At 33.9% G+C, this 24,123-nt stretch carries 17 protein-coding genes, 1 other RNA gene and 1 pseudogene; 6 read left to right on the forward strand and 13 right to left on the reverse strand.

The genetic code is table 11. The annotated features are described in order from the left end of the window. The coding region (locus IWX83_RS09870) for a DUF11 domain-containing protein (protein ID WP_196829373.1) at positions 1 to 3,164 on the reverse strand (3,164 nt) is incomplete at its 3' end. Between the two features lie 33 nt (positions 3,165 to 3,197). Then, the gene (locus tag IWX83_RS09875) at positions 3,198 to 3,692 is read right to left on the reverse strand and encodes a hypothetical protein (protein ID WP_196829375.1); all 495 of its coding nucleotides are present in this window, start codon (positions 3,690 to 3,692) and stop codon (positions 3,198 to 3,200) included. A gap of 488 nt (positions 3,693 to 4,180) precedes the next feature. On the opposite strand from IWX83_RS09875, the gene IWX83_RS09880 reads away from it, so the two are divergent. The 3 genes from IWX83_RS09880 (at position 4,181) to IWX83_RS09890 (ending at position 7,734) form a co-directional block, all read left to right on the forward strand. Further along, positions 4,181 to 4,666, forward strand: coding sequence for a histidine phosphatase family protein (locus tag IWX83_RS09880; protein ID WP_196829377.1), 486 nt, complete (start codon positions 4,181 to 4,183; stop codon positions 4,664 to 4,666). Further along, positions 4,663 to 6,750, forward strand: a complete 2,088-nt coding sequence (gene ppk1, locus IWX83_RS09885; protein WP_073355503.1) for a polyphosphate kinase 1 — start codon at positions 4,663 to 4,665, stop codon at positions 6,748 to 6,750. Before IWX83_RS09880 ends, ppk1 begins: the two co-directional genes overlap by 4 nt. A 93-nt stretch (positions 6,751 to 6,843) precedes the next feature. After that, positions 6,844 to 7,734: a Ppx/GppA phosphatase family protein gene (locus IWX83_RS09890; protein WP_073355504.1), complete on the forward strand. Its 891-nt coding sequence runs from the start codon at positions 6,844 to 6,846 to the stop codon at positions 7,732 to 7,734. 15 nt (positions 7,735 to 7,749) lie between these two features. Here IWX83_RS09890 and IWX83_RS09895 read toward each other — a convergent pair whose 3' ends face one another. The 3 genes from IWX83_RS09895 to IWX83_RS09905 all read right to left on the reverse strand — a co-directional run bounded on the left by IWX83_RS09895 (position 7,750) and on the right by IWX83_RS09905 (position 10,022). Continuing rightward, a complete protein-coding gene (locus IWX83_RS09895) occupies positions 7,750 to 8,166 on the reverse strand; it encodes a DNA polymerase III subunit gamma/tau (protein ID WP_073355505.1) in 417 nt (138 codons plus the stop codon). A 233-nt stretch (positions 8,167 to 8,399) separates the two neighbouring features. Further along, positions 8,400 to 9,485: a DNA polymerase III subunit gamma/tau gene (dnaX, locus tag IWX83_RS09900; protein ID WP_073355506.1), complete on the reverse strand. Its 1,086-nt coding sequence runs from the start codon at positions 9,483 to 9,485 to the stop codon at positions 8,400 to 8,402. 240 nt (positions 9,486 to 9,725) lie between these two features. Then, the gene (locus IWX83_RS09905; RefSeq protein WP_196829379.1) at positions 9,726 to 10,022 is read right to left on the reverse strand and encodes a hypothetical protein; all 297 of its coding nucleotides are present in this window, start codon (positions 10,020 to 10,022) and stop codon (positions 9,726 to 9,728) included. 118 nt (positions 10,023 to 10,140) lie between these two features. On the opposite strand from IWX83_RS09905, the gene rnpB reads away from it, so the two are divergent. Then, positions 10,141 to 10,467: RNase P RNA component class A (rnpB, locus tag IWX83_RS09910), an RNA gene on the forward strand. 79 nt (positions 10,468 to 10,546) lie between these two features. On the opposite strand, the gene IWX83_RS09915 is transcribed toward rnpB, so the two are convergent. The 5 genes and pseudogenes from IWX83_RS09915 to IWX83_RS09945 all read right to left on the reverse strand — a co-directional run bounded on the left by IWX83_RS09915 (position 10,547) and on the right by IWX83_RS09945 (position 17,220). Then, positions 10,547 to 12,331: a chloride channel protein gene (locus IWX83_RS09915; RefSeq protein WP_073355508.1), complete on the reverse strand. Its 1,785-nt coding sequence runs from the start codon at positions 12,329 to 12,331 to the stop codon at positions 10,547 to 10,549. A gap of 42 nt (positions 12,332 to 12,373) precedes the next feature. Then, positions 12,374 to 13,042: pseudogene (locus IWX83_RS17230) on the reverse strand (DNA alkylation repair protein). A 53-nt stretch (positions 13,043 to 13,095) separates the two neighbouring features. Next, complete coding sequence (gene ggt, locus IWX83_RS09935) at positions 13,096 to 14,781, reverse strand: gamma-glutamyltransferase (protein ID WP_196829385.1); 1,686 nt, start codon at positions 14,779 to 14,781, stop codon at positions 13,096 to 13,098. A gap of 18 nt (positions 14,782 to 14,799) precedes the next feature. Then, positions 14,800 to 16,485 carry a gamma-glutamyltransferase gene (gene ggt, locus IWX83_RS09940; RefSeq protein ID WP_196829387.1) on the reverse strand — a complete coding sequence of 562 codons (1,686 nt, stop codon included), beginning with the start codon at positions 16,483 to 16,485 and terminating at the stop codon, positions 14,800 to 14,802. Positions 16,486 to 16,635: 150 nt separating this feature from the next. Then, positions 16,636 to 17,220, reverse strand: a complete 585-nt coding sequence (locus IWX83_RS09945; protein WP_196829389.1) for an ACP phosphodiesterase — start codon at positions 17,218 to 17,220, stop codon at positions 16,636 to 16,638. Positions 17,221 to 17,338: 118 nt separating this feature from the next. Here IWX83_RS09945 and glmM point away from each other — a divergent pair, with 118 nt between their 5' ends. Next, entirely contained in the window at positions 17,339 to 18,727 is a 1,389-nt protein-coding gene (gene glmM / locus IWX83_RS09950) for a phosphoglucosamine mutase (RefSeq protein WP_196829391.1), read from the forward strand. A 71-nt stretch (positions 18,728 to 18,798) separates the two neighbouring features. Here glmM and IWX83_RS09955 read toward each other — a convergent pair whose 3' ends face one another. From IWX83_RS09955 to IWX83_RS09965, 3 genes are all read right to left on the reverse strand, one after another. Then, on the reverse strand, positions 18,799 to 21,252 hold the full coding sequence (locus tag IWX83_RS09955; protein WP_370568407.1) for a carboxypeptidase-like regulatory domain-containing protein: 2,454 nt from the start codon (positions 21,250 to 21,252) through the stop codon (positions 18,799 to 18,801). 70 nt (positions 21,253 to 21,322) lie between these two features. After that, a complete protein-coding gene (locus IWX83_RS09960) occupies positions 21,323 to 22,237 on the reverse strand; it encodes a FecR family protein (protein ID WP_196829395.1) in 915 nt (304 codons plus the stop codon). Positions 22,238 to 22,298: 61 nt separating this feature from the next. Next, positions 22,299 to 22,814 carry an RNA polymerase sigma factor gene (locus tag IWX83_RS09965; protein WP_196829509.1) on the reverse strand — a complete coding sequence of 172 codons (516 nt, stop codon included), beginning with the start codon at positions 22,812 to 22,814 and terminating at the stop codon, positions 22,299 to 22,301. A gap of 260 nt (positions 22,815 to 23,074) precedes the next feature. Here IWX83_RS09965 and IWX83_RS09970 point away from each other — a divergent pair, with 260 nt between their 5' ends. Further along, positions 23,075 to 24,118, forward strand: coding sequence for a hypothetical protein (locus IWX83_RS09970; RefSeq protein ID WP_196829397.1), 1,044 nt, complete (start codon positions 23,075 to 23,077; stop codon positions 24,116 to 24,118). Positions 24,119 to 24,123: the final 5 nt, after the last annotated feature.

Consider the following 24,123-nt stretch of genomic DNA (forward strand, 5'->3'; position numbering starts at 1 on the left):
TCATTAAAAGTCCAAGTGATGGTGTAGGTTCCTTGAGTGGTATAAGTTAAAGGATCAGAAGTAGTTCCAACAATTGCATTTCCACTACAAACATCTGTAGTTGTTGGAGCAGTAACAGTCGCAGCACATTCTCCGGTTACATCTGCCAAAACAGGTTTAACAGGCGCAACAGTATCTTTTACAATTACTTTTTGAGTAGCGGTCGTTGTATTTCCGTTTCCATCATTAAAAGTCCAAGTGATAGTGTAGGTTCCTTGAGTGGTATAAGATAAAGGATCAGAAGTAGTTCCAACAATTGCATTTCCACTACAAACATCCGTAGTTGTTGGAGCAGTTACAGTCGCAGCACATTCTCCGGTTACATCTGCCAAAACAGGTTTAACAGGAGCAACAGTATCATCTATTATAATCTTTTGAATTAATGTAGTTTGATTATTACATTTGTCAGATATTGTATAAGTTCTAGTTATTAAAGTAGGTAAATTTCCACTACTAACATCTGAACTGGAAACACTGATGTTTGAATCACTTGTGCAATTATCGCCAATTGATAAACCTAAGGATTCTAAAGTAGCTACTGTTTTTAAAGCAGGAGGAAGGTCGTCAAGGGAACAGCCTTCTATATTTGAATCAGATAATGTACCTGTGATAACTGGTGCGGTAGTATCTTGAATTTTAATAGTTTGTTTTGCTACAGTAGCACCACAAATTGTTGTGATTTTGTATACTCTTTCTACTACTATTGGACAATCTCCATTTTTTGAATCCTGATAAGAAATAGAATATGTTCCAACAGAATTATTATTTGTAAATGTCCCTCCTGCCGTTGTAAACTGTGATAGTGTAATGTTGACCTCAGTTTCGCTGTATGTTAAACCTGTTATTGCACTCGTTTCACATCCTTCAAATGTTTTGATTGCAGGTGCAGTAACCATTGGTTTTGGATAAATAGTTACTTTAATTGGTTTTTTAGGACCAATACAAGAATTAGTTTGACCTTCTGCAACATAGAATGTGGTTTCGCCAACAGTTGTTGATGAAGGAGTAATAGACATTTGAGCTGATGAAGTTTCACTGGTGTAATAATATAAATTATACGAAGGATTACTTGCTGTAGCACTTAAAGGTACTGTATTCTCTCCAATACAATATTTTACATCTGTTACAGTAGGTAGAGATGTAATGCTTGAAACTGTAATAGTAAATTGAAAATAGCAACCACTACTTACCCCCGGAGGTACAGCATAATAGGTAGAAGTCCCTACAGTTGCAGGAAATGGTTTATTTATTGTATACTGAATTGTTGTTCCACTTACAACTGGATACGAGTTGTAAAATGTTGCTCCAGTTGGAAATGCTCCGGCTACAGCGGTAATTGGAATGGAACTACCAGCGTTACAAAATGTAAAAGCAGTGATTGGTGGAGTAGCTTGACAATTTGCATTAACATAATTTGCAGCATCAATTGTTGTTATGTATGGTGTTGGAATGGCAGTTCCTTGACAATTACCTCCTGAGGTATAGCCTTGAATTAAAGATTTGTCTATAACTTTTACTGTAGATACTGATCCGGCACCGCTTAAAAAACCTATTACTGAAACAACATTATTACAATTAGCATTTTTTAATAATGTACAATCTTCGGTTACTTTAAATTTAAAACTAAGTTCTGCTAATACACTATTGATATCGCCATTAGAAGGAAGCGGTAAAGTACCAAAATCCCAAACAATTGAACCATTTGCTCCAACTGTAGGTTCATAAGTTAAAGTATTAGGAGAAGGGTTAGGGGTGAAATTAATGATTTTAGAAGCACTATTTGGAACATAAGTGACATTGTAAGGTATTGGAATAACAACTTTTGTATTGTTTATGGCTTCAGTACCCCTATTTTTTATTTGAATTTTATACTCTAACTCTTCACCAGGTAAAGCGGTTGTCGGGTTAGTGCCTGAAACAGGAAGGTTATTGATTTTAGTGGCAGTGATAATACCTTCTATATCTGGCACATAAGCATCAACGGCCATTGCTATTGCAAAAATTACATAAGTATCCTGTGTTGAACCGTATTTGAATTTTGTTGATGTCTGGTTATTACCGATTATTGAATTATCTGTGTTAGGAATGGTAAACATGTTAATGTCTAATCCCGTATTATTCAGTAAAGATGGATTCCTTTGATTCCCTCCGGTCTGTATCGAAGAATTGAAAAAATTGTTTGTGGAGTTTGAGCTGTGGTTGAGAGTTACATAGTCAGTAGAGTTCTTTTTTTGTATCTGAAAATAATCCCCAGATATTCCTCTATCGCCTTCTCCTGCAATCATTCCAAGTTTAACTCCTACATTTCCAGAAGGAACAGCATTAAAACCTGTTACATCAATCTGGTGATTTATTGTTGTAGAACCTTGAACATAAGCATGACCATCAAAAATAGTGATATCACGATTCTTCATGCTTGAATTTTCGTAAATTACAATTAATCCCCAACCGCCATAAAAACCAGTTCCACCGCCATTACCTTGTTTAAGAGCAATATCTGCAGCAAAATATTCTCCAACTCCATGATCTTTGACATATTGTGTAACCTCTGCATAAGCAGAATACATGTACCCATCTGAAGTAGTTGGGTAGTAAATTTCATTAACATTTCCAATTGAACTTGCAGTTATATTAGTATAATTGGACTCTCCAGGCCCTTTTAGGGAAATGTTTCTTTTGTCGAAATCTCTATTGGTATTGCCTTTAGTTGCAGTTACAATATAACCACTTGTATTACTGTCTGATGCTCTACCTGTCCAATATAATCCTGCATAAACAATGTTTGAACATGAAGATGCAACTCCATTATCTGTAGGTAATGATAATGTTGAAGAAGATGAATTCCAAGTATTTGAATCATTATCGATATCAACATAAACCATTGGGTTATTATTGGTTTCATTGTCGGCGTAATTTTGTAATGTTAGATTGGTATTACCAATCATGGTGAAATCACCTTTTACATTATACGTTTTCTTTAGTGGTGTAAACGTTGAAGTTCGTTCTTTAAAAGGAACTTTTACCTGAGCATTTAAAGAAAATGCAAGTCCTAAAAAAAAGATTGCTGTAAAAATAATTCGATTTAATGGATAAACTATTTTAGATTTGGAGTATAGTTTTTTCATAATAATAATTGTAGGTTGTTATCTAATCTAGTTTTATTCGCTTTTGTCTATTTTGTAAAAAACAGTATATCCTGGATTTATGTTTTTTATAAGCTTAATGATTGAAGTGTCAGTGGTACTAATATTTGACAAGATGTAAACGTAATTTAACTTTGAGAAGTTAGAAAGTACTGATAAATCAATTGGAATATTCAAATCAGCGGTGTCATCAATTTTAACAGTTAAAATTTCAATATTTTCGACGCTAATGTTTGACGAGGCAATTGAACTCAAAGAACTTGCATCTGTAAACAATGAATTTGGTTTATTTCCATAACTTTTAACTTTTCCAGAATAAAAGTAAATGGTCTGTTGAACGTCATTCAATAAATTCTCCAAACGTTTAGATTCCGAGTTAGCTGATCTTAAATTTTGCTCAGATTTTTTCATTGCAGCAATCAAAGATTTTACTTCCATCACTTGCGGCGTTTTATCATTCGATTTTGATACTTGAGCGGTTAGTAAAGTCGTCAATAAAGTGAAACACAACAAAACTAATTTTTTGAAAATTTGATCGAATGAGTTTTCAAAGAAATTACAAAATTCGACGTAGAAATTTTTTGAGGTAAAGTATTTTTTTATCATGTAGGTTGATAGTATTAGATTTGTATTTTTATTTTAAACAGGGCGACGTTCAAGGAGCCAAATTAAATGTAAAAAGTTAGAGTTAACTTTTTTTTCTATAAACAACACAAAAAGTCGTTTAAGTACATTTTTATGTTAATTCAATCTTAAAAAATTATATAATATATGTAAAAATCGCTATTACAGAGATATACTTGCTAGTATATTTTTTTTGTTTTTAACATTAATTACATGAAGATTATAATAGCTGTAATTAAATAAAGTAGATTTTTAAGAAACAGCATTTATACGTTATTACAGAATAAAAAGTTAAAAACAAGGATAATAAATTTTAGTTTTGTAAATTGTATTTAATAAATTTTAGTAGTTGATAACAAAATTATTTTCCACTCATGAAAAACTTATTTTTGGTTCGCCATGCAAAATCAAGTTGGGAAGTCCCCACACATGATAAAGATCGCGGTTTGACTTGTCAGGGTGTAAAAGATGCTCATCTAGTATCGTCCGAAGCTAAAGATTCAATTCCGAAAGCGTATGTAATTTTTAGCAGTACTGCAAAAAGAACAACAAACACAGCGTTAATTTTTGCTCAAAATTTAGCCTATCCTATCGAAAGTATCATTTACAAAGATGATCTTTATACATTTGATGAAAATGATTTAGAGAAAGTGATCAAATCCTATAGTAATTCTTATGAAAGTGTCATTCTTTTTGGACATAATGGAGCAATTACAGATTTTGTTAATAAATTTGGGGATGTTTATATCGAAAATGTTCCAACTTCAGGTTTTGTTCATTTAAAATTTGAAGCAGAGGATTGGAAAAAAATAAAGAAAGGTAAAATTGAAAAAATAATATTCCCCAAAAATTTAAGATGAATAAAGTATTAGAATATAAATATATTGATAGAGAAAAAAGTTGGTTGGCTTTCAACGCACGTGTATTACAAGAAGCAGGCGATAATTCAGTTCCATTATTAGATCGTTTGCGTTTTTTGGGTATTTTTTCAAATAATTTAGATGAGTTTTTTCGAGTTCGTTTTGCAGCTATTAGACGATTAAGTTTAACTGGCATCTCTGGAGAAAAATACTTAGGAGGGATTTCAGCACAGCAATTAGTTAAGGATATCACTGAAATTGTTATTCAACAACAATCAGAAAGTTTACGAATTTTAAATATTATTGAAAGTGAACTGGAGACTAAAAATATATTTATTATAACAGAAACTGATATTACTTTTGAACAGGAAATTTTTCTAAAAGATTTTTTTATTCAAAAAGTGAGTCCTGAGTTAGTTACCATTATCTTAAATGATTTGGCAGAATTCCCGGTATTAAAAGACACTTCAGGGTATTTAGCTATTAAATTAGTTATGAATAAAAATTCAGAGGTTCGTTATGCAGTAATCGAAATTCCTAAAACAATTAATCGTTTTGTTGTATTGCCATCCAATAATGAAAAACAGTATATTATACTTTTGGATGACGTAATCAGACATAATTTGAGTAATATTTTCAATATTTTTGATTACAAAAGTGTTTCTGCTCACATGATAAAAATTACGAGAGATGCGCAATTGGATATCGATAGTGATTTGAGTAAAAGTATGATCGAAAAAATATCATTGAGTGTAAAAGACCGACGAATAGGAGAACCGGTTCGTTTTATTTATGACCAACTCATTGAAGAAGATACCTTGCAATTTTTTCTAGATAAAATGAAAATTGTCTCTACAGATAGTATTATTCCAGGAGGAAGATACCACAACAGAAGAGATTATATGGATTTTCCAAATCTAGGTCGATACGATTTATTATACCAAACTAACGATCCATTACCCATTCCAGGATTAAGTTTGGAAGGGAGTATGCTAGAAAAAATAAGTGAAAAAGATTATTTATTGAATGCGCCTTATCAATCCTTTTCCTATTTGACCAAGTTTTTACGTGAAGCGGCGTTGGATCCTAAAGTAATTTCCATAAAAATTACCTTGTACCGATTGGCAAAAAATTCTCAAATCATTAGTTCTCTTATCAATGCGGCTAAAAATGGTAAGAAAGTTACCGTTCAAATTGAGTTGCAAGCTCGTTTTGACGAGGCCTCTAATATTTCCTATGCAGAGCAAATGCAGTTGGAAGGTATTGAACTTATTTTTGGAATAAAAGGGCTTAAAGTACATAGCAAAATATGCGTTATTGAAAGATACGAAAATGACAAAATAAAGCGATATGGTTTTATTTCTACAGGAAATTTCAACGAATCTACCGCTAAAGTGTACACTGATGTTACCCTTTTTACCAGTCATCAACAAATTCTAAAAGATATCATGAGGATATTTGAGTTCTTTGATATCAACTATAGAGTACATCGCTACAAACATCTTATCGTTTCTCCGCATTATACCAGAACAAGATTTGTCAAGTTAATTGACAGAGAAATTACACACGCGTTAGCAGGAAGGAAAACACATATTAAGCTAAAAATGAATAGCTTATCTGATTTTGCAATGATTGATAAATTATATGAAGCCAGTAGAGCAGGTGTAAAAATTCAACTTGAAGTCAGAGGAATTTGTTCGTTGATTCCCGGAATTCCTGGAATGAGTGATAATATTGAAGCAATTAGTATTGTAGATAATTATTTGGAACATTCCAGAATTTATATTTTTGGTAATGCGGGGCAAACAGAAGTGTATATTTCATCAGCGGATTTCATGACCAGAAATCTAGATGGTCGGGTTGAAGTAACATGCCCAATTTATGATCAAGGTATAAAAAACGAACTAATTGATAATTTTGATATTGGTTGGAAAGGTAATGTAAAAGCCCGTTTTCACTCTTACAAATTAGATAATAAGTACCGATATCGCAATCACAATCCTATTTTTAGAGCACAATTAGAAACCTATAAATATTATCAAAGAAAACTCCAAGTAGAGTCCCAAATTGAAACTAAAGTTTAATTATTTAGGGAAGGGTAGGTAGAGCTTTTTTTAAGCAATGATTCAGGAGTGAATAAAATAATTTAGGTAGGAAATAAACGAATTGAAACGAAGATGATTAAAATAAAAAAATATGCAGCAATTGATATTGGTTCCAATGCCATGCGTTTGTTAATTGCAAATATTGTAGAACAAGAAGGAAAAGAGCCTCAATTTAATAAAAGTTCACTGGTTCGCGTTCCCATTCGTTTGGGGCAGGATGCATTTACGGTTGGAGAAATTTCGGAAGAGAATATTGAAAGAATGTGTGATGCCATGAAGGCTTTTAATCTTTTAATGAAGGTGCATAAGGTAGAACGCTACATGGCTTTTGCAACCTCAGCGATGCGAGAAGCGTACAACGGAAAAGAAGTTGTCGAAATAATAAAGAAGAAAGCAGATATAAAAATAGAAATTATTGATGGTAAGAAAGAAGCAGCCATAATTGCTTCTACTGATTTACATCATTTGTTGAAAACTGATCAAACCTATCTTTTTGTTGATGTTGGTGGAGGAAGTACTGAATTTACGTTGTTTTCTAATGGTAAAATGATAAATTCTAGATCTTTCAAAGCAGGAACGGTGCGTTTGTTAAATGATATGGTGTGCGATGTAGTGTGGGATGAAATTGAAAAATGGATTAAAATAAATACACAAGAATACGACGAAGTCACACTGATAGGTTCTGGTGGAAACATAAATAAGTTATTTAAAATGTCTGGCAAATTGCAGGAAAAACCTCTTTCATATATTTATATGAATTCGCAATATGCTTTTTTAAATTCATTATCCTATGAGCAAAGAATATCCGAATTAGGGTTGAATCCAGATCGTGCCGATGTAATTATTCCAGCAACACGAATCTATCTAAATGCTATGAAATGGAGTGGTGCAAGAAATATTTATGTACCTAAAATAGGACTTTCAGATGGTATTGTAAAAGCGATGTATTACAACAAAATATAATTTGTAACTATCCCATTATACATCTAAATCTAATCCAAATGTTGAACGTAATAGTTCAATATTTGGATTTATTTCTAAAAATCTATTATACCTGTCCTGGTCATTAAAACTTCTTTTATTTTCTACGCTTTCATTAACCATCACTTCAATTGTAATATCATGATTGTGTAAATGTCCTTTTAAATGACCTAAAAGCCCATGTATTTCTTTTTCAAAATCTAATTTTGATCCTTCATTTGGTAATTCAATTGTGATGGCAGTTCCATTTAATTTAGGATCGTTAATGAGTAATAAGGATTCCATAATTTTATAGCCTTTCTCCCCTAAACGTTGCGCATATTTATTCCAATACAACAACATTTCTGTTTCGGTGAAAGATTCCGTGGGTAAGTGAAGTACTTCTTTTATTATTCCTTTACTACTTTCTTCCAATGCTTTCTTCGCACGAATACTCGATAATGAAAACGCAGAAACCTTTGGTCCTTCGGATTGTAGAATACTACTTTTTGTTGCGGGAGTAGGAACTGGAATTGACGGAACAGTAGTTGTCGTTTTCAGTTCTTTTGATAGAACTGATTCAACAACTTGTAAAGCAGGTTTCGGATCTTCAATTTTCGGTTGAACCGTTATTGAATAATCATTCTTTCTATAATAAGTAGGTGGAATTATATATTGCTCAACTTTTTTTTTTCTCCATCATAAGTGATAGAGGCCAGTTGCATTAGGCAAAGTTCAACAAGAAGTCGTTGATTTTGACTTAGTTTGTATTTTAAATCACAATCATTTGCAATCTCGATTCCTTTCAAAAGGAAGTCTTGACTGCATTTTTGTGCTTGCACCCCATACATTTGCTGCGCTTGTTCCCCAACTTCTAATAAAGTTAAAGTTGCAGGTGTTTTAGAAACTAATAAATCTCTAAAATGAGAAGCCAATCCGGATACAAAATGGTGCGCATCAAAACCTTTAGCTAGAATTTCGTTGAAAGCCAACAATAAATCTGGAATTTTGTTTTCCAAAAGCAAGTCGGTGATGTTGATGTACGTTTCGTAATCCAACACATTCAAATTCTCTGTAACGGCCTGACGTGTTAAGTCTTTTCCACAAAAAGAAACTACTCGGTCAAAAATAGACAAAGCATCGCGCATGGCACCATCAGCTTTTTGAGCAATAATGTGCAAAGCGTCATCTTCAAAAACTACTCCTTGACTGGTGGCTACTTCGGCAAGATGTTCTTTGGCATCTTTTACGGTAATTCTTTTGAAATCAAATATCTGACAACGAGAGAGTATCGTTGGAATAATTTTATGTTTTTCGGTCGTTGCCAAAATAAAAATGGCATGTTTTGGCGGTTCTTCCAATGTTTTTAGGAAAGCATTAAAAGCTGCCGAGGACAACATATGAACCTCATCGATAATATAGACTTTGTATTGTCCCGTTTGTGGTGGAATCCGCACTTGGTCAATAAGATTCCTAATATCATCAACGGAGTTGTTAGAAGCGGCATCTAATTCGAAAACATTAAAGGCAAAATCTTCAGTGGGATCATCGTATCCTGGCTGGTTAATTTTACGAGCCAAAATACGGGCGCAAGTCGTTTTTCCAACGCCACGAGGTCCTGTAAATAACAATGCTGAAGCTAAGTGATTGCTTTCTATGGCATTCAATAAAGTATTAGTAATGGCTTTTTGTCCTACAACATCTTTAAATGTTTGAGGACGATATTTACGGGCCGATACAACAAATTGTTCCATAGAAATTTTATTCGAAAGCAAATATAGGTTTTAATTTAAAGATGCAAAAATTTAAGGATTGAAAGATTTTATAATTTTCAGAATGGTTTTTATTTCCCAAATTCCCTAGCCCAGATAGAAGTGAAAATCCTTATGCGCCGGGGTTCGGCGGATAAGATTGTAACGAATAGCTGGAAATAGCTTCTAAAAAAAATTGATTATCAACTCTGATTTTTTTAATTCATTTGCTAAAAGGATTTATTATTTTCTTCCTTTGATGGTCAGATCAATTAAAACTCTTGCGGCACCATTATCCGAATTTGCAGCATATCCGGCGACAAACACTCCTTTTTTACCTGAAGAAGATTTGATGCCATAAACTGTTGCCTCATCATCTGGATTGGTGTCTCCTTCGTAACGGTAAATATGCTGAATTTCATAATGACTTGGATTTTTTACAATATCTTCCTCATGAAGATTAAAATCAAAGGTAAATCCCATCTCATTCAAATCATCTAAGGCTTTAGAAACGGTGGCATAATGATACATATTTGACATAATAGAGATTTTTTAGTTATTTACTAAAGGTAACTGTTTTATTATGAATTCATTGTAAAAGGGATGTTAAAGTAAGGAATCTTAAATGTAAAAAAAGAATTAAATAGTGTAAATTTGCACCGCAGACCGCCTTATCGCCGTTTTGAGTAATCAAGAGGGAGGAAAGTCCGGACACCATAGGGAAGCATAGCGGGTAACGCCCGTCGGTTCGCCTCGGCGAATTAGGACAAGTGCAACAGAAAGTATGTACAGGTAATGCTGTAGTGAAACCAGGTAAACTCTATGCGGTGAAATATCAAGTATATCAGCATTTAAGGGCTTCTCGTCCGTTGCTGAAGGGTAGATAGCTTGAGTTACGCAGTAATGCGTAATCTAGATAAATGATAAGGTAACGCTGAAATAAATTCAGTGTTAACAGAATCCGGCTTATAGGTCTGCTTTTTTTTCAATGGGTTGTTAAAATTTACTTTTAAAAGCAAAAGAAATTTATTAAAGCAGCATTCTCCTTTTTGTATCGTGCTATACTATTCAATCGTCATTGATTTTAGTTTTGTTCTATAAGCCTCCAGTGCTATAGATTTAGAAATAAAACCATAGTATTTTTCCTCTTTAAGAACAGGTAAAAATGCTTTTTTTGATTTCTCAAACTTGTTCATGACTATTTCCATGCTGTCATCAGGTGAAATTATTTCAATAGGCGCAAGCATAATCTCTTTGACCAACGTATATTTTACGCGGTAGGAATTAAATATTATTTCTCGAATATCATTAAAGTGAACGATTCCTAATAAGTTTTGTTTTACATCAACTACACCAAATATTACTTGATTGGAATGGGAAATTAAATCTACGAGTCGTTCTAAATTTTCATCAGGAGTAACTGTTAAGAAATCAGTTTGTATGATGGAATTGGTCTCTAAAGTAGATAGTACATTGGTGTCTTTATTACTAGTAAAGGCATGTCCTTTTTCCACTAGCGTTTTAACATCCATTGAATGTTTTTCGAAACGTTTTGAAATCGCAAAACTAATAGAGGCCACAATCATTAGGGGAATCATTAAGTTATAACCTCCAGTTATTTCTGCTATTAAGAATATCGCAGTCAACGGAGCATGAAACAAACCACTCAAGATTCCAGCCATACCAACCATAGTAAAATTACTGATTGGCAAGTTGGTGAGCCCGGTTAAATTTAGAAATTTGGAAAAGAAAAATCCAACATAAGATCCTAGAAACAAGGAAGGAGCAAAGTTACCGCCGTTTCCACCGCTGCTTAGGGTTATCCCTGTGGCAAATACCTTTAGCATCATTGTGCTGCCTACAAAAAGTAATAGCGCCCAACTGTTGTCTCTAAACTCACTAAACAACGTGTTTTCTAATAGTTTTCCTGGATCACTCTCGGACAATGTTTTAATACTTTCATATCCTTCTCCAAAAAGTGTAGGAAAAATAAAAATAAGTACCGCTAAAATGGAAGCTCCAAATAATGCTTTTTTATAGGGTGATAATTTTAGTCTTGCAAAGAAATGTTCTACTTTCTGGAAATTACGGGAATAGTATATGGATATAAATCCTGTTAACAATCCTAACAAAATATAATAAATAATGTTATGATAATCAAAACTTTGTTGTTGTTTGAAGGACAACAAAATTTTCTCGTCTAATGCAATTACGGAGACCAAAGCACCTGTTGCAGCCGCAATCATGATGGGTGTAAAGGCTGCAATACTCACATCTACTAGCAATACCTCAATGGCAAATAAAACACCTGCTATTGGGGCGTTAAAAGCGGCGGCAATTCCGGCAGCAACGCCGCATCCTATTAGTAAAGTTCGGTCTTTGTAACTCAACTTGTATTTTTGTGCGTAATTCGAACCAAAAGCTGCACCAGTAATCACGATAGGACTTTCTAAACCAGCGGAACCTCCTAAACCAACGGTTAATGAACTGGTGACGATTTGAGCGTACATTTGTTTTTTGGGAATAATACTTGCTTTTTTAGCGACAGCGTATAAAATTTGGGAAGTGCCTTTTTGGATTTTCCCTCCTAAAACTTTCTTAACCACTAAAACAGTCAATATGATACCTATGATAGGTAGAATACTATTAATGAATCCTAATTTCAAGATTCCGTTAACGTAAGTCGCGAATGAAAAAACCCAGTGAGCAAATGTTTTTAGCACAATTACAGCAAATGCAGAAGAAATACCCACTAAAACGGCGGATAGAAATATAAACTGTTTTGGAGTCAATAAAGACTGCGCAATTGCAATTACTGTTTCTAGTTTTGAAATATATTTTTTGAACATGATGTTTTTTAAAGGGGATACAAAACTACTATTATTTTAATCCTAACACATATTTTTTAATGCTTCTTTTGTACTTAATTTTTTTAAATCATTGGATTTTACAAACGCTATAACGTCTTCAGGACTTGTTTTTGCATATTCTCGTAACGCCCAACCGATTGCTTTTTAAATAAAAAATTCTTTAGAATGGGAATGCTTTAAACATTCGGAAAATAAAAAATTAGCATTCGTTTTTTGTTTGTAACCCAATTGAAATAAAATTACACTTCGATTCAACCACATATTTTCTAATGTTGAAAATCGTTCTATTACCTTTTTGGTTTCTAATGGGAATTCCGTTAAATACTAACCTAAAATGTACTTTGCAATCGTATCGACACTGTCCCACCAAGAATTGTTGATTAATAGTTTTTCAATCAGTTGAATATCTTCTTTTTTATATTTTCCTTTGCCTTCTTTTATCAAAATTTCAATCGCGCAATAATGAAATTCTCGTTCTATTTTTGAATATAATTCTGATACAATTGCGCCTGTATTTGCTGAAACTTCTTGTTTGTTTTCTTTCCAAATTTCCTTAAAAATACGCCTTCTTTCTTCCGTTTTTATCCCAAAAAAAGTAAAGTTGTTCTTCATGTATTTTGCCATCGCAAATGCGTTTTTTGGATTTTTATTTGCTATAAAAGCGCTTTCTAAGGCAAGTATAAAGTTCATAAGTATTAATTTTTTCCGTCATCGTGAGCGCTTCCGAAGTTTGGGGAGAAGGATTAAAATCCTACGGCTTTATCGTCTCCTCTAAAATCAGCACCACCTTCCATTTTGTTATTTGGTAAAACCAATATGGCATCCACTTTACCTATAACAGGAGTTGTCTTTTCATTGATTAAATATCCTTTTGATTTTAAGGTTGCAAATGTTTTAGTGTCGAAAGTGTTGGGTTCAAATGTGATCAAATCCGGCAACCATTGGTGATGAAAACGAGGCGCATTTACCGCTTCCTGCATACTCATACTGTATTTATAAACATTTAAAATGGTTTGCAATACTGACGTAATGATTGTTGAACCACCAGGAGAACCTACAACCATAAATAATTTACCGTTTTTCTCTACGATGGTGGGAGTCATGGAACTCAACATTCGTTTTTGTGGCGCAATACTGTTGGCCTCATTGCCCACTAATCCAAACATGTTAGGTTCACCGGGTTTGGCACTGAAATCGTCCATTTCGTTATTTAGGAAAAAACCTAATTCATCACAATAATATTTAGATCCATACCCATCATTTAGGGTGGTGGTTGACGAAACAGCATTGCCATACTGATCTACAATTGAGTAATGTGTCGTCTCTGCACTTTCATTATACGTCACTTTTCCTTCTTTTATTTCCGATGATAAAGTGGCTTTTTCAAAACTAAAATTCGACATTCTTTGTTCCAAATAATCATCTGCCATTAAAGCTTTCAAAGGTATTTTTACAAAATCAGGATCGCCTAGATAATAACTTCTATCTGCGTAAGCTCTTCTTTCGGCTTCTACAATAACTTGAATGGCTTCGGTTGAATTATGGCCCATTTTAGCCAGGTCAAAAGGCGCAATCATTTTGAATATTTGAGCCAGACATATTCCGCCACTACTAGGTGGAGGCATCGAAATAATTTTCAAATCTTTATAGTCAAAAGTAAGCGGTGTTCTCCATTTGGCTTCGTATTGAGCTAAATCTTCCAAGGAGATTATCGCTCCTTTTTGCTGCAAGTATTGGACTAATATTTTAGCAGTTTCTCCTTTGTAAAATTCATCTCTGCCGTTTTTTGAGATTCTTTTTAATGTAGCGGCCAGTGCAGGATATTGTATTATATCATTTTCCTTAAAAGCGGTTGCAAATAAGGTCTTGTCTCCATTTACCTTGATGATTTTATCTCGATACGCAGCCAATCGGTCTTCTTGTCTTTTGGTAACAACAACTCCTCTTTTTGCTAGTGCAATAACAGGTTTCAGAATTTCTTCAATTGGTAATGAACCTAATTTTTCATGAACGGCAAAAACACCTGCAATTGTTCCGGGAACCCCAATAGCAAGGGGAGATTCGGTACTTTTCCCTTTTATTACATTCCCTTTTTCGTCTAGAAACATATTTTTTGTTGCTGCTAGCGGGGCTTTTTCTCGATAATCTAGAGAACCAATTTCGCCATTTGCTTTCCGATAAACCATAAAACCGCCACCGCCAAGATTTCCTGCATACGGATAGGCAACTGCAAGAGCCATTTCTGTTGCTACCATCGCATCGAAAGCATTGCCACCTTTTCTCATGATTTCAACACCAATTTTGGAAGCTTCTTCTCGTGCAGAAACAACCATTGCTTGATTGGCAATCAATCCTGTGGGTTGAACAGTATTTTTCTGGGTTTTGCAACCAATAGATAAAACACTCAATAGAATAATAATTTTTTTCATTTTAAGTAATATATAAATTTAAAAACCAACAGCTTTGTTATCACCTCTTTTATCAGCTCCACCTTCTAATTTACTATTTGGCAGGACCAGAATAGCATCGACTTCACCAATAATTTCTTTATTTTTTTCATTGATGATGTATCCCTTGTTCTTCAAATCAATCAATAGTTTTTTATCGAAAGAATTGGGTTCAAAAGTAATCTCATCTGGCATCCACTGATGGTGAAATCTTGGAGCATCTAAGGCTTCTTGCATACTCATTCCAAATTCATACACATTCAATATAGCCTGTAAAACCGATGTGATAATGGTAGAACCTCCCGGCGTACCCACAACCATGAATAGCGAATTGTCTTTTTCGACAATCGTAGGCGTCATAGAACTCAACATTCTTTTTCCGGGAGCGATGCTATTAGCTTCACTTCCCGTAAGACCATATAAATTAGGGACACCTGGTTTTGCACTGAAATCATCCATTTTATTATTCAAAAAGAAACCCAAATCATCACAATATATTTTAGAACCATAGTTATCGTTTAAAGTTGTTGTGGCCGATACAGCGTTTCCAGCAGCATCAACGATCGAATAATGAGTAGTTTGGTTGCTTTCATATCCTTTGATTGTTCCGTGAGCAATATCCGAAGATTTTGAAGCTTGATCAAATGAAAAATCCTTCATTCTTTTTTCTAAATAAGAGGGACTTACTAATTCTTCTATTGGAAGTTTTACAAAATCAGGATCACCCAAATAGTAATTCCTGTCGGCATAGGCTCTGCGTTCTGCTTCTGTTAGTACCTGTATGGTTTTTAAGCTGTTGTGTCCCATTTGTGAAAGATTGAAAGGGGCAATCATTTTCATGATTTGATTCAGACAAATTCCACCGCTACTTGGCGGAGACATCGAAGTGATTTTTAAATTTTTATACTGAAAAGTAATTGGATTTCGCCACTTGGCCGCATACGTAGAAAAATCTTCCATTGTGGCGTTTCCTCCTTTTTTTGCTAAGAACGCAACTAATTTTTGAGCAGTTTCGCCTCTGTAAAATTCATTGCGACCGTTTTTGGCAATTCGTTTTAAGATGGCTGCCAGCGCACGATATTTTATGGTATCATTTTCTTTATAGACTTTGGAAAACAAACTATTAGTTCCATTTCTTTTTATAAAGGAGGCTCTATTGTAAGCCAAACTTTCTGCTTGAAATTTAGTGACAATAACACCTTTTTCAGCGAGTGCAATGACGGGTTCCATAATTTCGCTCATTGGTAAAGAGCCATATTTTTTGTGTACTTCAAATATTCCAGCTATTGTTCCCGGAATTCCAGAAGCGAGTGCTGTTGCCGTACTTTTTCCTTCTATTACATTTCCTTTTTTGTCTAGAAACATATCTTTAGACGCTGCTAATGGGGCTTTTTCTCGGTAATCGATAGCTCCCGTTTCCCCATTGGCTTTTCTGAAAACCATAAAACCACCACCGCCAATATTCCCAGCTTGTGGATGAGAAACTGCCAAAGCTAGTTCTGTGGCAACCATCGCGTCAAAAGCATTTCCACCTTTTTTCATGATTTCAACTCCAATTTTCGAAGCTTCTTCACGAGCTGAAACTACCATAGCTTTTGAAGTAACTAAACCAGTGGGCTCTATCGTTTTTTCATTCGATTTACAGCTCAGAACTGCTAAGGAAAGGAAGAGGATTATTTTTCTCATTTTTAAGATGGTTTTGGTTTTAGGTGTAAAGTTGTCAAAATTGTAATTTTTGTGGACCATTCTAGTGATATAAGCTAATGCCTTTAAAACAATTTTAACAACGATTTTTTATAAAAAAAAAATTTAAATGACTTCTATGTTTAAATGCATTCATTCATCAAGTATTTTTTGTTCTACAAAAGTCCTCAATTCTTCAAAGAATGCCGTAAACTCGTTTTCAAAATCCGTGTAAAACTCTTGTAATTCTGTTGTAGCAAACCGCATGTTTGATTGATTTTTCGTTCGGCTATCCATTTGCGTTAAAATGTGGTCAATTCCATTGATTGTTTGGTAAATAACTAACCAATTTTCCTTAAATAGAATAGGCATTATTTTGATGGTTCTTTCCGAAAGTACGTTGTTGTTATCCCGTAAAGATTGATAAAAATGTTCAACGAAATCCTCCAGTTTTTCATCGGAATAGTTATTCCAGTTTTTAGCCAAAAAATGATCGTAAAAAATATCTACAATCACTCCAGCATAGTGGTGATAATGCTGATGTAGCCGTTTCGTGCTTTGTCTAAAAACAGGATGCGCATCTGTAAACGTATCAATGGCACGGTGCAGCATAATTCCTTTTTGAATCTCCAAAGGATAACTTTCAAAATGTTTTCCCCGAATTCCATCCGCCATGAAATTACCAATTTTAAGTAATTCATTGTCGCCGGAAAGATAAATGTGTGCTAAAAAGTTCATTCGCCTAATTTAAGAATTTAAATGATGAATTTGAATTCTAATTGACTTTTGTAATCCGTCAATTATTATATTTGTGGGCAATTTAAAATTTACTATTCAAAAATTAAAATAATAATCAATGACTTTAATAAAATCAATATCGGGAATTCGCGGGACAATAGGAGGGAAAGTAGGTGATAATTTGACTCCAGTTGATGCAGTAAAATTTGCCTCTGCTTATGGAACTTGGTTAAAAAATTACATTGGAAAAGAAAAGTTAACCGTTGTTGTAGGTCGTGACGCTCGTATTTCTGGGCCCATGATTCACAATTTGGTAGTGAACACTTTAATTGGTTTAGGAATTGATGTGATTGATTTGGGATTGTCAACAACACCAACGGTTGAAGTTGCGGTTCCTTTAGAGAAAGCTGATGGTGGAATTATCCTTACGGCTTCGCACAACCCGAAACAATGGAATGCGTTGAAATTATTGAATGAAAAAGGAGAATTTTTAAATGGTGCAGAAGGTGAAAAAATCCTTGCTATTGCTGAAGCGGAAGCTTTTAATTTCTCTGATGTAGATGATTTAGGGGAAATAATGATTAATGATGCTTACATGGATATTCATATTGATGAAGTATTGAATTTACCTCTTGTAGATATTGAGGCGGTTAAGGCAGCAAAATTCAAGGTAGTAGTTGATGGCGTAAATTCGTCTGGTGGAATTATTATTCCACGATTATTAGAATTAATGGGTGTTGAAGTAGTGGAATTATACTGCGAACCAAACGGACATTTTCCGCACAATCCAGAACCGTTAAAAGAGCATTTAACTGATATCTCCGAATTAGTTGTCAAAGAAAAGGCCGACTTAGGCATAGTGGTAGATCCTGATGTAGATCGCTTGGCTTTCATCTGTGAAGACGGTGAAATGTTTGGTGAAGAATATACTTTGGTGGCTTGCGCCGATTATGTATTGAGTAAAACGCCAGGAAATACAGTATCGAATATGTCTTCCTCTCGCGCATTACGTGATGTGACGAATTTGCATAAGGGAAGCTACGAAGCTAGCGCTGTAGGCGAGGTGAATGTGGTGGAATTGATGAAAAAAAATAATGCTGTAATAGGTGGTGAAGGAAACGGAGGTATTATTTATCCTGAATTGCATTATGGTCGTGATAGTTTGGTAGGAGTGGCATTGTTTTTAACACACTTGGCTAACAAAAAAATGAAAGTTTCTGAGTTGCGTGCCTCCTATCCGCAGTATTACATGAGTAAAAACAAAATCGAATTGACACCGCAAATCGATGTTGATGCCATCCTTGTTGCGATGACAGAAAAATACAAAAACGAAGATATTTCAACAATTGACGGTGTGAAAATTGACTTTGATGAAAACTGGGTACACCTTAGAAAATCAAATACAGAACCTATTATTCGCATTTATACTGAAGCTTCTTCTCAAGAAAAAGCTGATGCACTGGCAGAAAGAATCATTGACGAAATAAAGGCAATTGCTGGAATTTAATACCTTTTTTTGTATCAAAACCCTTTCAGTACTAGATTTGAAAGGGTTTTGTATTTAAGAGAAAACAATCCTTAAAAATGTACTCTGAAGCTTATATTTGGTGTTAAGCCCAATGATTTATTGTCCACCTGTATGGCATCTTTGGAATTACTGGGATTGACTTTGTAATATCTATTGATCACATTATTTTGATTTGTAGCATTTATAACACCGGCCGTAAACGAAGCTTTTACTAAAGATGACAAATTGAAGTTATAATTCAACGAAGCATCTAAGCGCATAAAATCATCTAAGTTTGTACTGTTTGGCGAGCCATAATTTACCATGGTGTTATTTCCGCTTTGAGTGGTTTCATTATCTTGACTTGGAGTAGTATAAGGGGTGCCATTTCTCCAAATGCCACCAACGGCTATTTTTAGATTTTTTAGAAGAAGATAGTAAAAACCAAACGATGCTGAATGCCTTATGTCTGCATTGTTAGGGAAAGTGATCGGTGTAAAAGTATCAAATTCATAATTATTAGTGCTAAAAGTATAACTAGCCCAAATGCTATAATGACGCGCTGTTGTATTGGCTAAAAATTCGATGCCTTTTGCCGTATAGCTTCCGTGTGCATTTTTATATTGAAAACTATTATAAAATCCTTGGTTAGAAGCTGTAATTCCATCCACAATTTTATAGAAAGTAGTGGCCTCTATATTGAGTTTTTTGGTATTAAATTCAACACCAAAAGAACCTTGTTTGCTTGTTGCAATGGGAATGTCTTTGTTATTAACTAAAATCCAGCGTCTTTTTTCGACACCTAAAAAATCATCTTCAAAGTCTACTATTTGAGTCGTAGATTGATTCTTGAACTCTCCCTCCAATTTTAAAGCAATTTGATCAGATACTTGTTGTCGAATATTTATTCTTGGCTCGACTAAAAACTTTTCAAATTTTTGAAAATAATTCAACCGCATACCCATTCGCAAATACGTATTCTTTTTATTGTATTCCACTTCTGAAAATAAGGCATGATTCAATAAAACCTCTTTTTTAGTGCTGGAATAGATGGGATTGCTTACCGTGGTTTGATTGAGCATTCCTGTTTCATTAAATTGGTACCCTAACAAGAAATTTAAATGATCGTTCGTTTTATAATTGGCATTTACTTTAATACCAGTTTCTTGAACTTCATTAGCTTCTGTTAAGTGCTGATCCGTTTCCAAACGGTAATCTGAAGCGTCAATGTTGTATTTAGAGAAATAAGTAATGAAGTTGGTACTCAATTTTGAAGTCCATTGCGCTTTCCAATTGCCTCCGTAACCGCTATTTTTTTGAGATAAATTACTGGTTTTAGATTCGGTTTTATTTGCATTTGTTATGAAACGCTCCGAATAATCCAAAGCGTTGTTGATACCAATAATATTGGCTCTAAATTGATGTTTTTCGCTTAAATCAAAAAGCACTTTAGCGGTATAATCATAGAAATAAAAATCTGAAGCTGTTTTACGCTGTTCGCTATTCGCATTGATTTCAGTATCCTGAAAACTACGATCAAAATATTTAGTATAGGTAGGAGTGGTAAACAAATCAGTGATGGAACGACGTCCTGAAACATGAAGTTCTACTTTTTTAGTTATCGGTATTTCGAGAAAAGCATCAGTGCTGATGGAGTTAATTCCTGCTCCACCTGAAAAGGTATTAGTAACTAAATCTTTTGTATACATGTTGATGGTGCTGGAAACACCATCACTGTATTGCGCACTAGTTCCGTTCTTACTGACGATGACTTTGTTAGTTAGATTGGGATTATAAGCGGATATTAGCCCAAAAAAATGACCTGAATGATACATTTTTATATTATCCCATAGGACTAAATTTTGATCGTTGGTTCCTCCGCGAACATTAATATTAGCAATACTTTCATTCGTGCTTTCTACACCTGGAAGCGCTTGTATAGATTGCAAAATATCAGGATTTATCAATCCGGGTAGGATAGCAAATTTTTTAGTGTTTAATACCGTGCTTCCATCCAAGTATTTCTGCAATCCAGGCGTTAAATAAACGGGTATTAAAACCTGATTCAACTCTTCGTTTCTTGTGGTAAGAACGATCTCTTGGCAGTTATTTTGCACAGAAAATAATTCTTGCGCAGTAAAATTTCTGGATTCAAATCCTATATACGAAATAGTTAGAGTGGCGGTTATTGAAATATTCTTCAGGCTGAATTTTCCATTTTCATTAGTGATAGTGCCTCTTTTTATGTTGTTTACAAATACCGAAGCCCCAATTAACGGTGATTTATTTGCATCAGCTAACACTATTCCGCAAACAGATACAGTTTTGTTTAGCACAGAAACAGTAACATAACGATCGTTTAAGGCTTTAAAATTTAAAAGCGTTTTAGAATTAAGATAATCAATAGTTTCTAGTAAGGTCAACGAAGTTTTTGGTTTGTCAATTGTAATGGTGGCCACATCTTCAACAGCGTACGAAAACTTGATGTTGAATTGCTTTTCCAAAGCAATTATGACCTCGCTCAAAGGAGTTTTTTTACTTGTATCTTGTCCATGACAAATACAGCTCATGCAGAGCAGCAAAAAAACAAGCCATTTACTGCGCACCATAATTATAAAATATAATGGTTTTGCCTTCAATTTTATAGCTTAATTTAAGCGGAATTGTAACTGCTTGCAGCGCTATTTCTTTATCAGTATGAGTAAAACTTCCTGTAAATAGTTTTGAAGTATCAATACCATCTACTTTAATTTTTAAATCATATTGCCGCTCTAATTCTGCAATAACCTGATCTAATGGAATTTTATTAAAACTCGATTCTTGTTGAATCCACGAAGGATTTATGGCATAAAAATCTTCAACATTTTCGACTTTTCCATTCATAACGCGTAAGGTCTTTCCGGGAGGTAATTTAGTCGTTTTATTATTGTGTGTAACGCTCACTAAACCTTCATAGCAATGCACTTCAAAATAGTTTTTACGTTCCTTTACATTAAATTGTGTTCCTAATACGGTAACGATTCCATCCGTTGTTTTTACGCTGAATGTTTGCCCTTTCTTCACTTTAAAAAAAGCTTCACCCTCTAAGGTTAAAGTTCTTTTGTTAGCCCACTTTTTTTCGTTAAAACTGATTTTTGATGAGGCATTTAAAACGACTTCAGAATTGTCTGGAAGTGTAAAGATTTTTCTTTGTGCTATTTGGGTTTCAAAAGAGGTGTTGTTACTATAAAAGAAGAAATAACCAGAAGTTATTGCCAGTACTAAAACTGCCGCAACTCTGTAAAATATTTTGAAGTTTATAGTTCTTACTTTTGGTTTACTTTTAGAATGGTTTCTAGATTTTAATGTTTCCAATGCAGCTTTCGCATCTACTTTTGGAGCTTCTAATTGTGACGCGTAGTGAGCAATCTTTTCAAGTGTCTGCAAATCTTCAGATTGTTTTAAATCCTCCATTTCTTTACTTGAAAGGTCATTGTTCAACCATTTTAATATCTCTTTTTCCTTTTTCATGTTATATCTCTGTGTTTATAAGACAACTAACTTTAAAATTACCCTACAGCTAAATGATTAATTATATATTTTCTATTTGGGCTTTTAAAATTTGTAGAGCAGCGGACATTCTTTTTTCTACAGTTTTTTGCGAAACACCCAGTAAATCAGCTATTTCTCTGTATTTTTTACCATCTATTCGATTCAATAAAAAAACTTCCCGTTGCGTTTCGCTTAAAGATGCAATTGCTCTAGTAAGTTTTTGTTTGAATTCTTCTTCTTCTAATAAATATTCGGGACTTTGATTATTGGAATCTAAATTAGGGGCGTCTTTAGCATACTGAAGTACAACTTTTTGATGTTTTATCGTATTAAGAAATAAATTAGTAATACTTGTAAACAAATAGGTTTTGGCTTTGTTAAAGTCAATTTTGGAACAATTTTCCCAAATTTTAGTAAATGCATCTTGTACTAAATCTAATGCAGCCTCACCATCACCACATTTGTAGTAAGCAAAATTACTTGCGGATTGCACCTGCTTTAAGTAAAAGTCTCTAAAGTGATTTTCGTCGCAAAGTGTGGTTTCATCGTCGCTCATGTAATGTAATTTCATTATTTCGTAGGTTGTAAATGTAAATTAATTTTTTAAAAAGTAATTCGGATTACTGAAATTGCTTTTTTATGAATTGCTACTTAAAATTTAAAGCGCTGAATAGATGTGTTTTATGTTATAGTATTATAATTTATATATTTTTATAATTTTTTTTGTAGGGTAAAAGTAAAGGTAGTTGTCTTACTTACAGAAAGGCGTTATAAAAGATCGCTTGTAAATATAAAAATACCTTAAATTTGAAAATTATGAAAAAGTTAAAAACAGTTACCGGAATTGCATTAATGGCGATATTAGGTTTTACTTCATGTCAAAATGAAATAGATGACGTGCAAGGAGAAAACCCCAATACAAATTCAGCAAATTCAACGACAACAAGTTATCTAAAACGTACGTCGATGTACGATGGTTCCTTTGATGATTTCTTAGATGGAGCCTCTTGCTCTTCTATTCTGTTGCCCTTTTCTGCCAAAGTAAATGGTGTTCAAGTTTCTATTTTTAGTCAATTAGATTACCAGCAAGTGCTTTCTATTTTTGGACAGTCAAATACCGATCAAGATGCGGTTGTATTGCAATTTCCGTTTAAAGTAAAATTGAGTAATTATACAGAAGCAAACGTTACCAATCAAACGGAGTATAATGCTATTGTAAACGCATGTTCATCTGCAGAAGCTTCTGGTCAAGGTGCGATTTCTTCGGTTAATATTAGCTTTCCAATTACAATTTTAACCTATAATCTAAGCCTTCAACAAACAGGAAGCATTGTAATAACATCCGAACAGCAATTATATACGTATATGTCTAATGTAAGTAGCTCAGAACTGTATTCCGTTAACTACCCCATTTCAACAACAATTGCAGATGGAACCAAAATGACGATTTCTAGTGATGCTGAATTACAAGCAGCGATTAATGCGTCGCTAAAAACGGAAGCAACAATGGCTGAAGCAACTCAAAATTCAAAAAAATTGGAAACAATTTTAGTAAATGGAAAGTTCAAAGTCGATTCGTTTGTAAGTGCTGGTGTAAATTCTGCAAGTAATTATAAAGATTTTACAATAGATTTTGCAAATAATTTATCAGTTACTGCAGTAAACCTATTAAGCACGACGGTTAACGGCACGTATGCTGTGAGTTCAGAATTAAGTGTTTTTCTAAAATTGAATTTTTCGGGTAACGCTACATTTACATTATTAAATAATACGTGGAAAGTAACGAGTTTTACGGCGACAACAATCACCTTGCAAAGTACAACTAATGCAGCAGTAACATTAGTTTTGAAACAAATATAGCTCGA

The organism is Flavobacterium sp. CG_9.1 (assembly GCF_015751645.1).
GTDB lineage: Bacteria > Bacteroidota > Bacteroidia > Flavobacteriales > Flavobacteriaceae > Flavobacterium > Flavobacterium xanthum.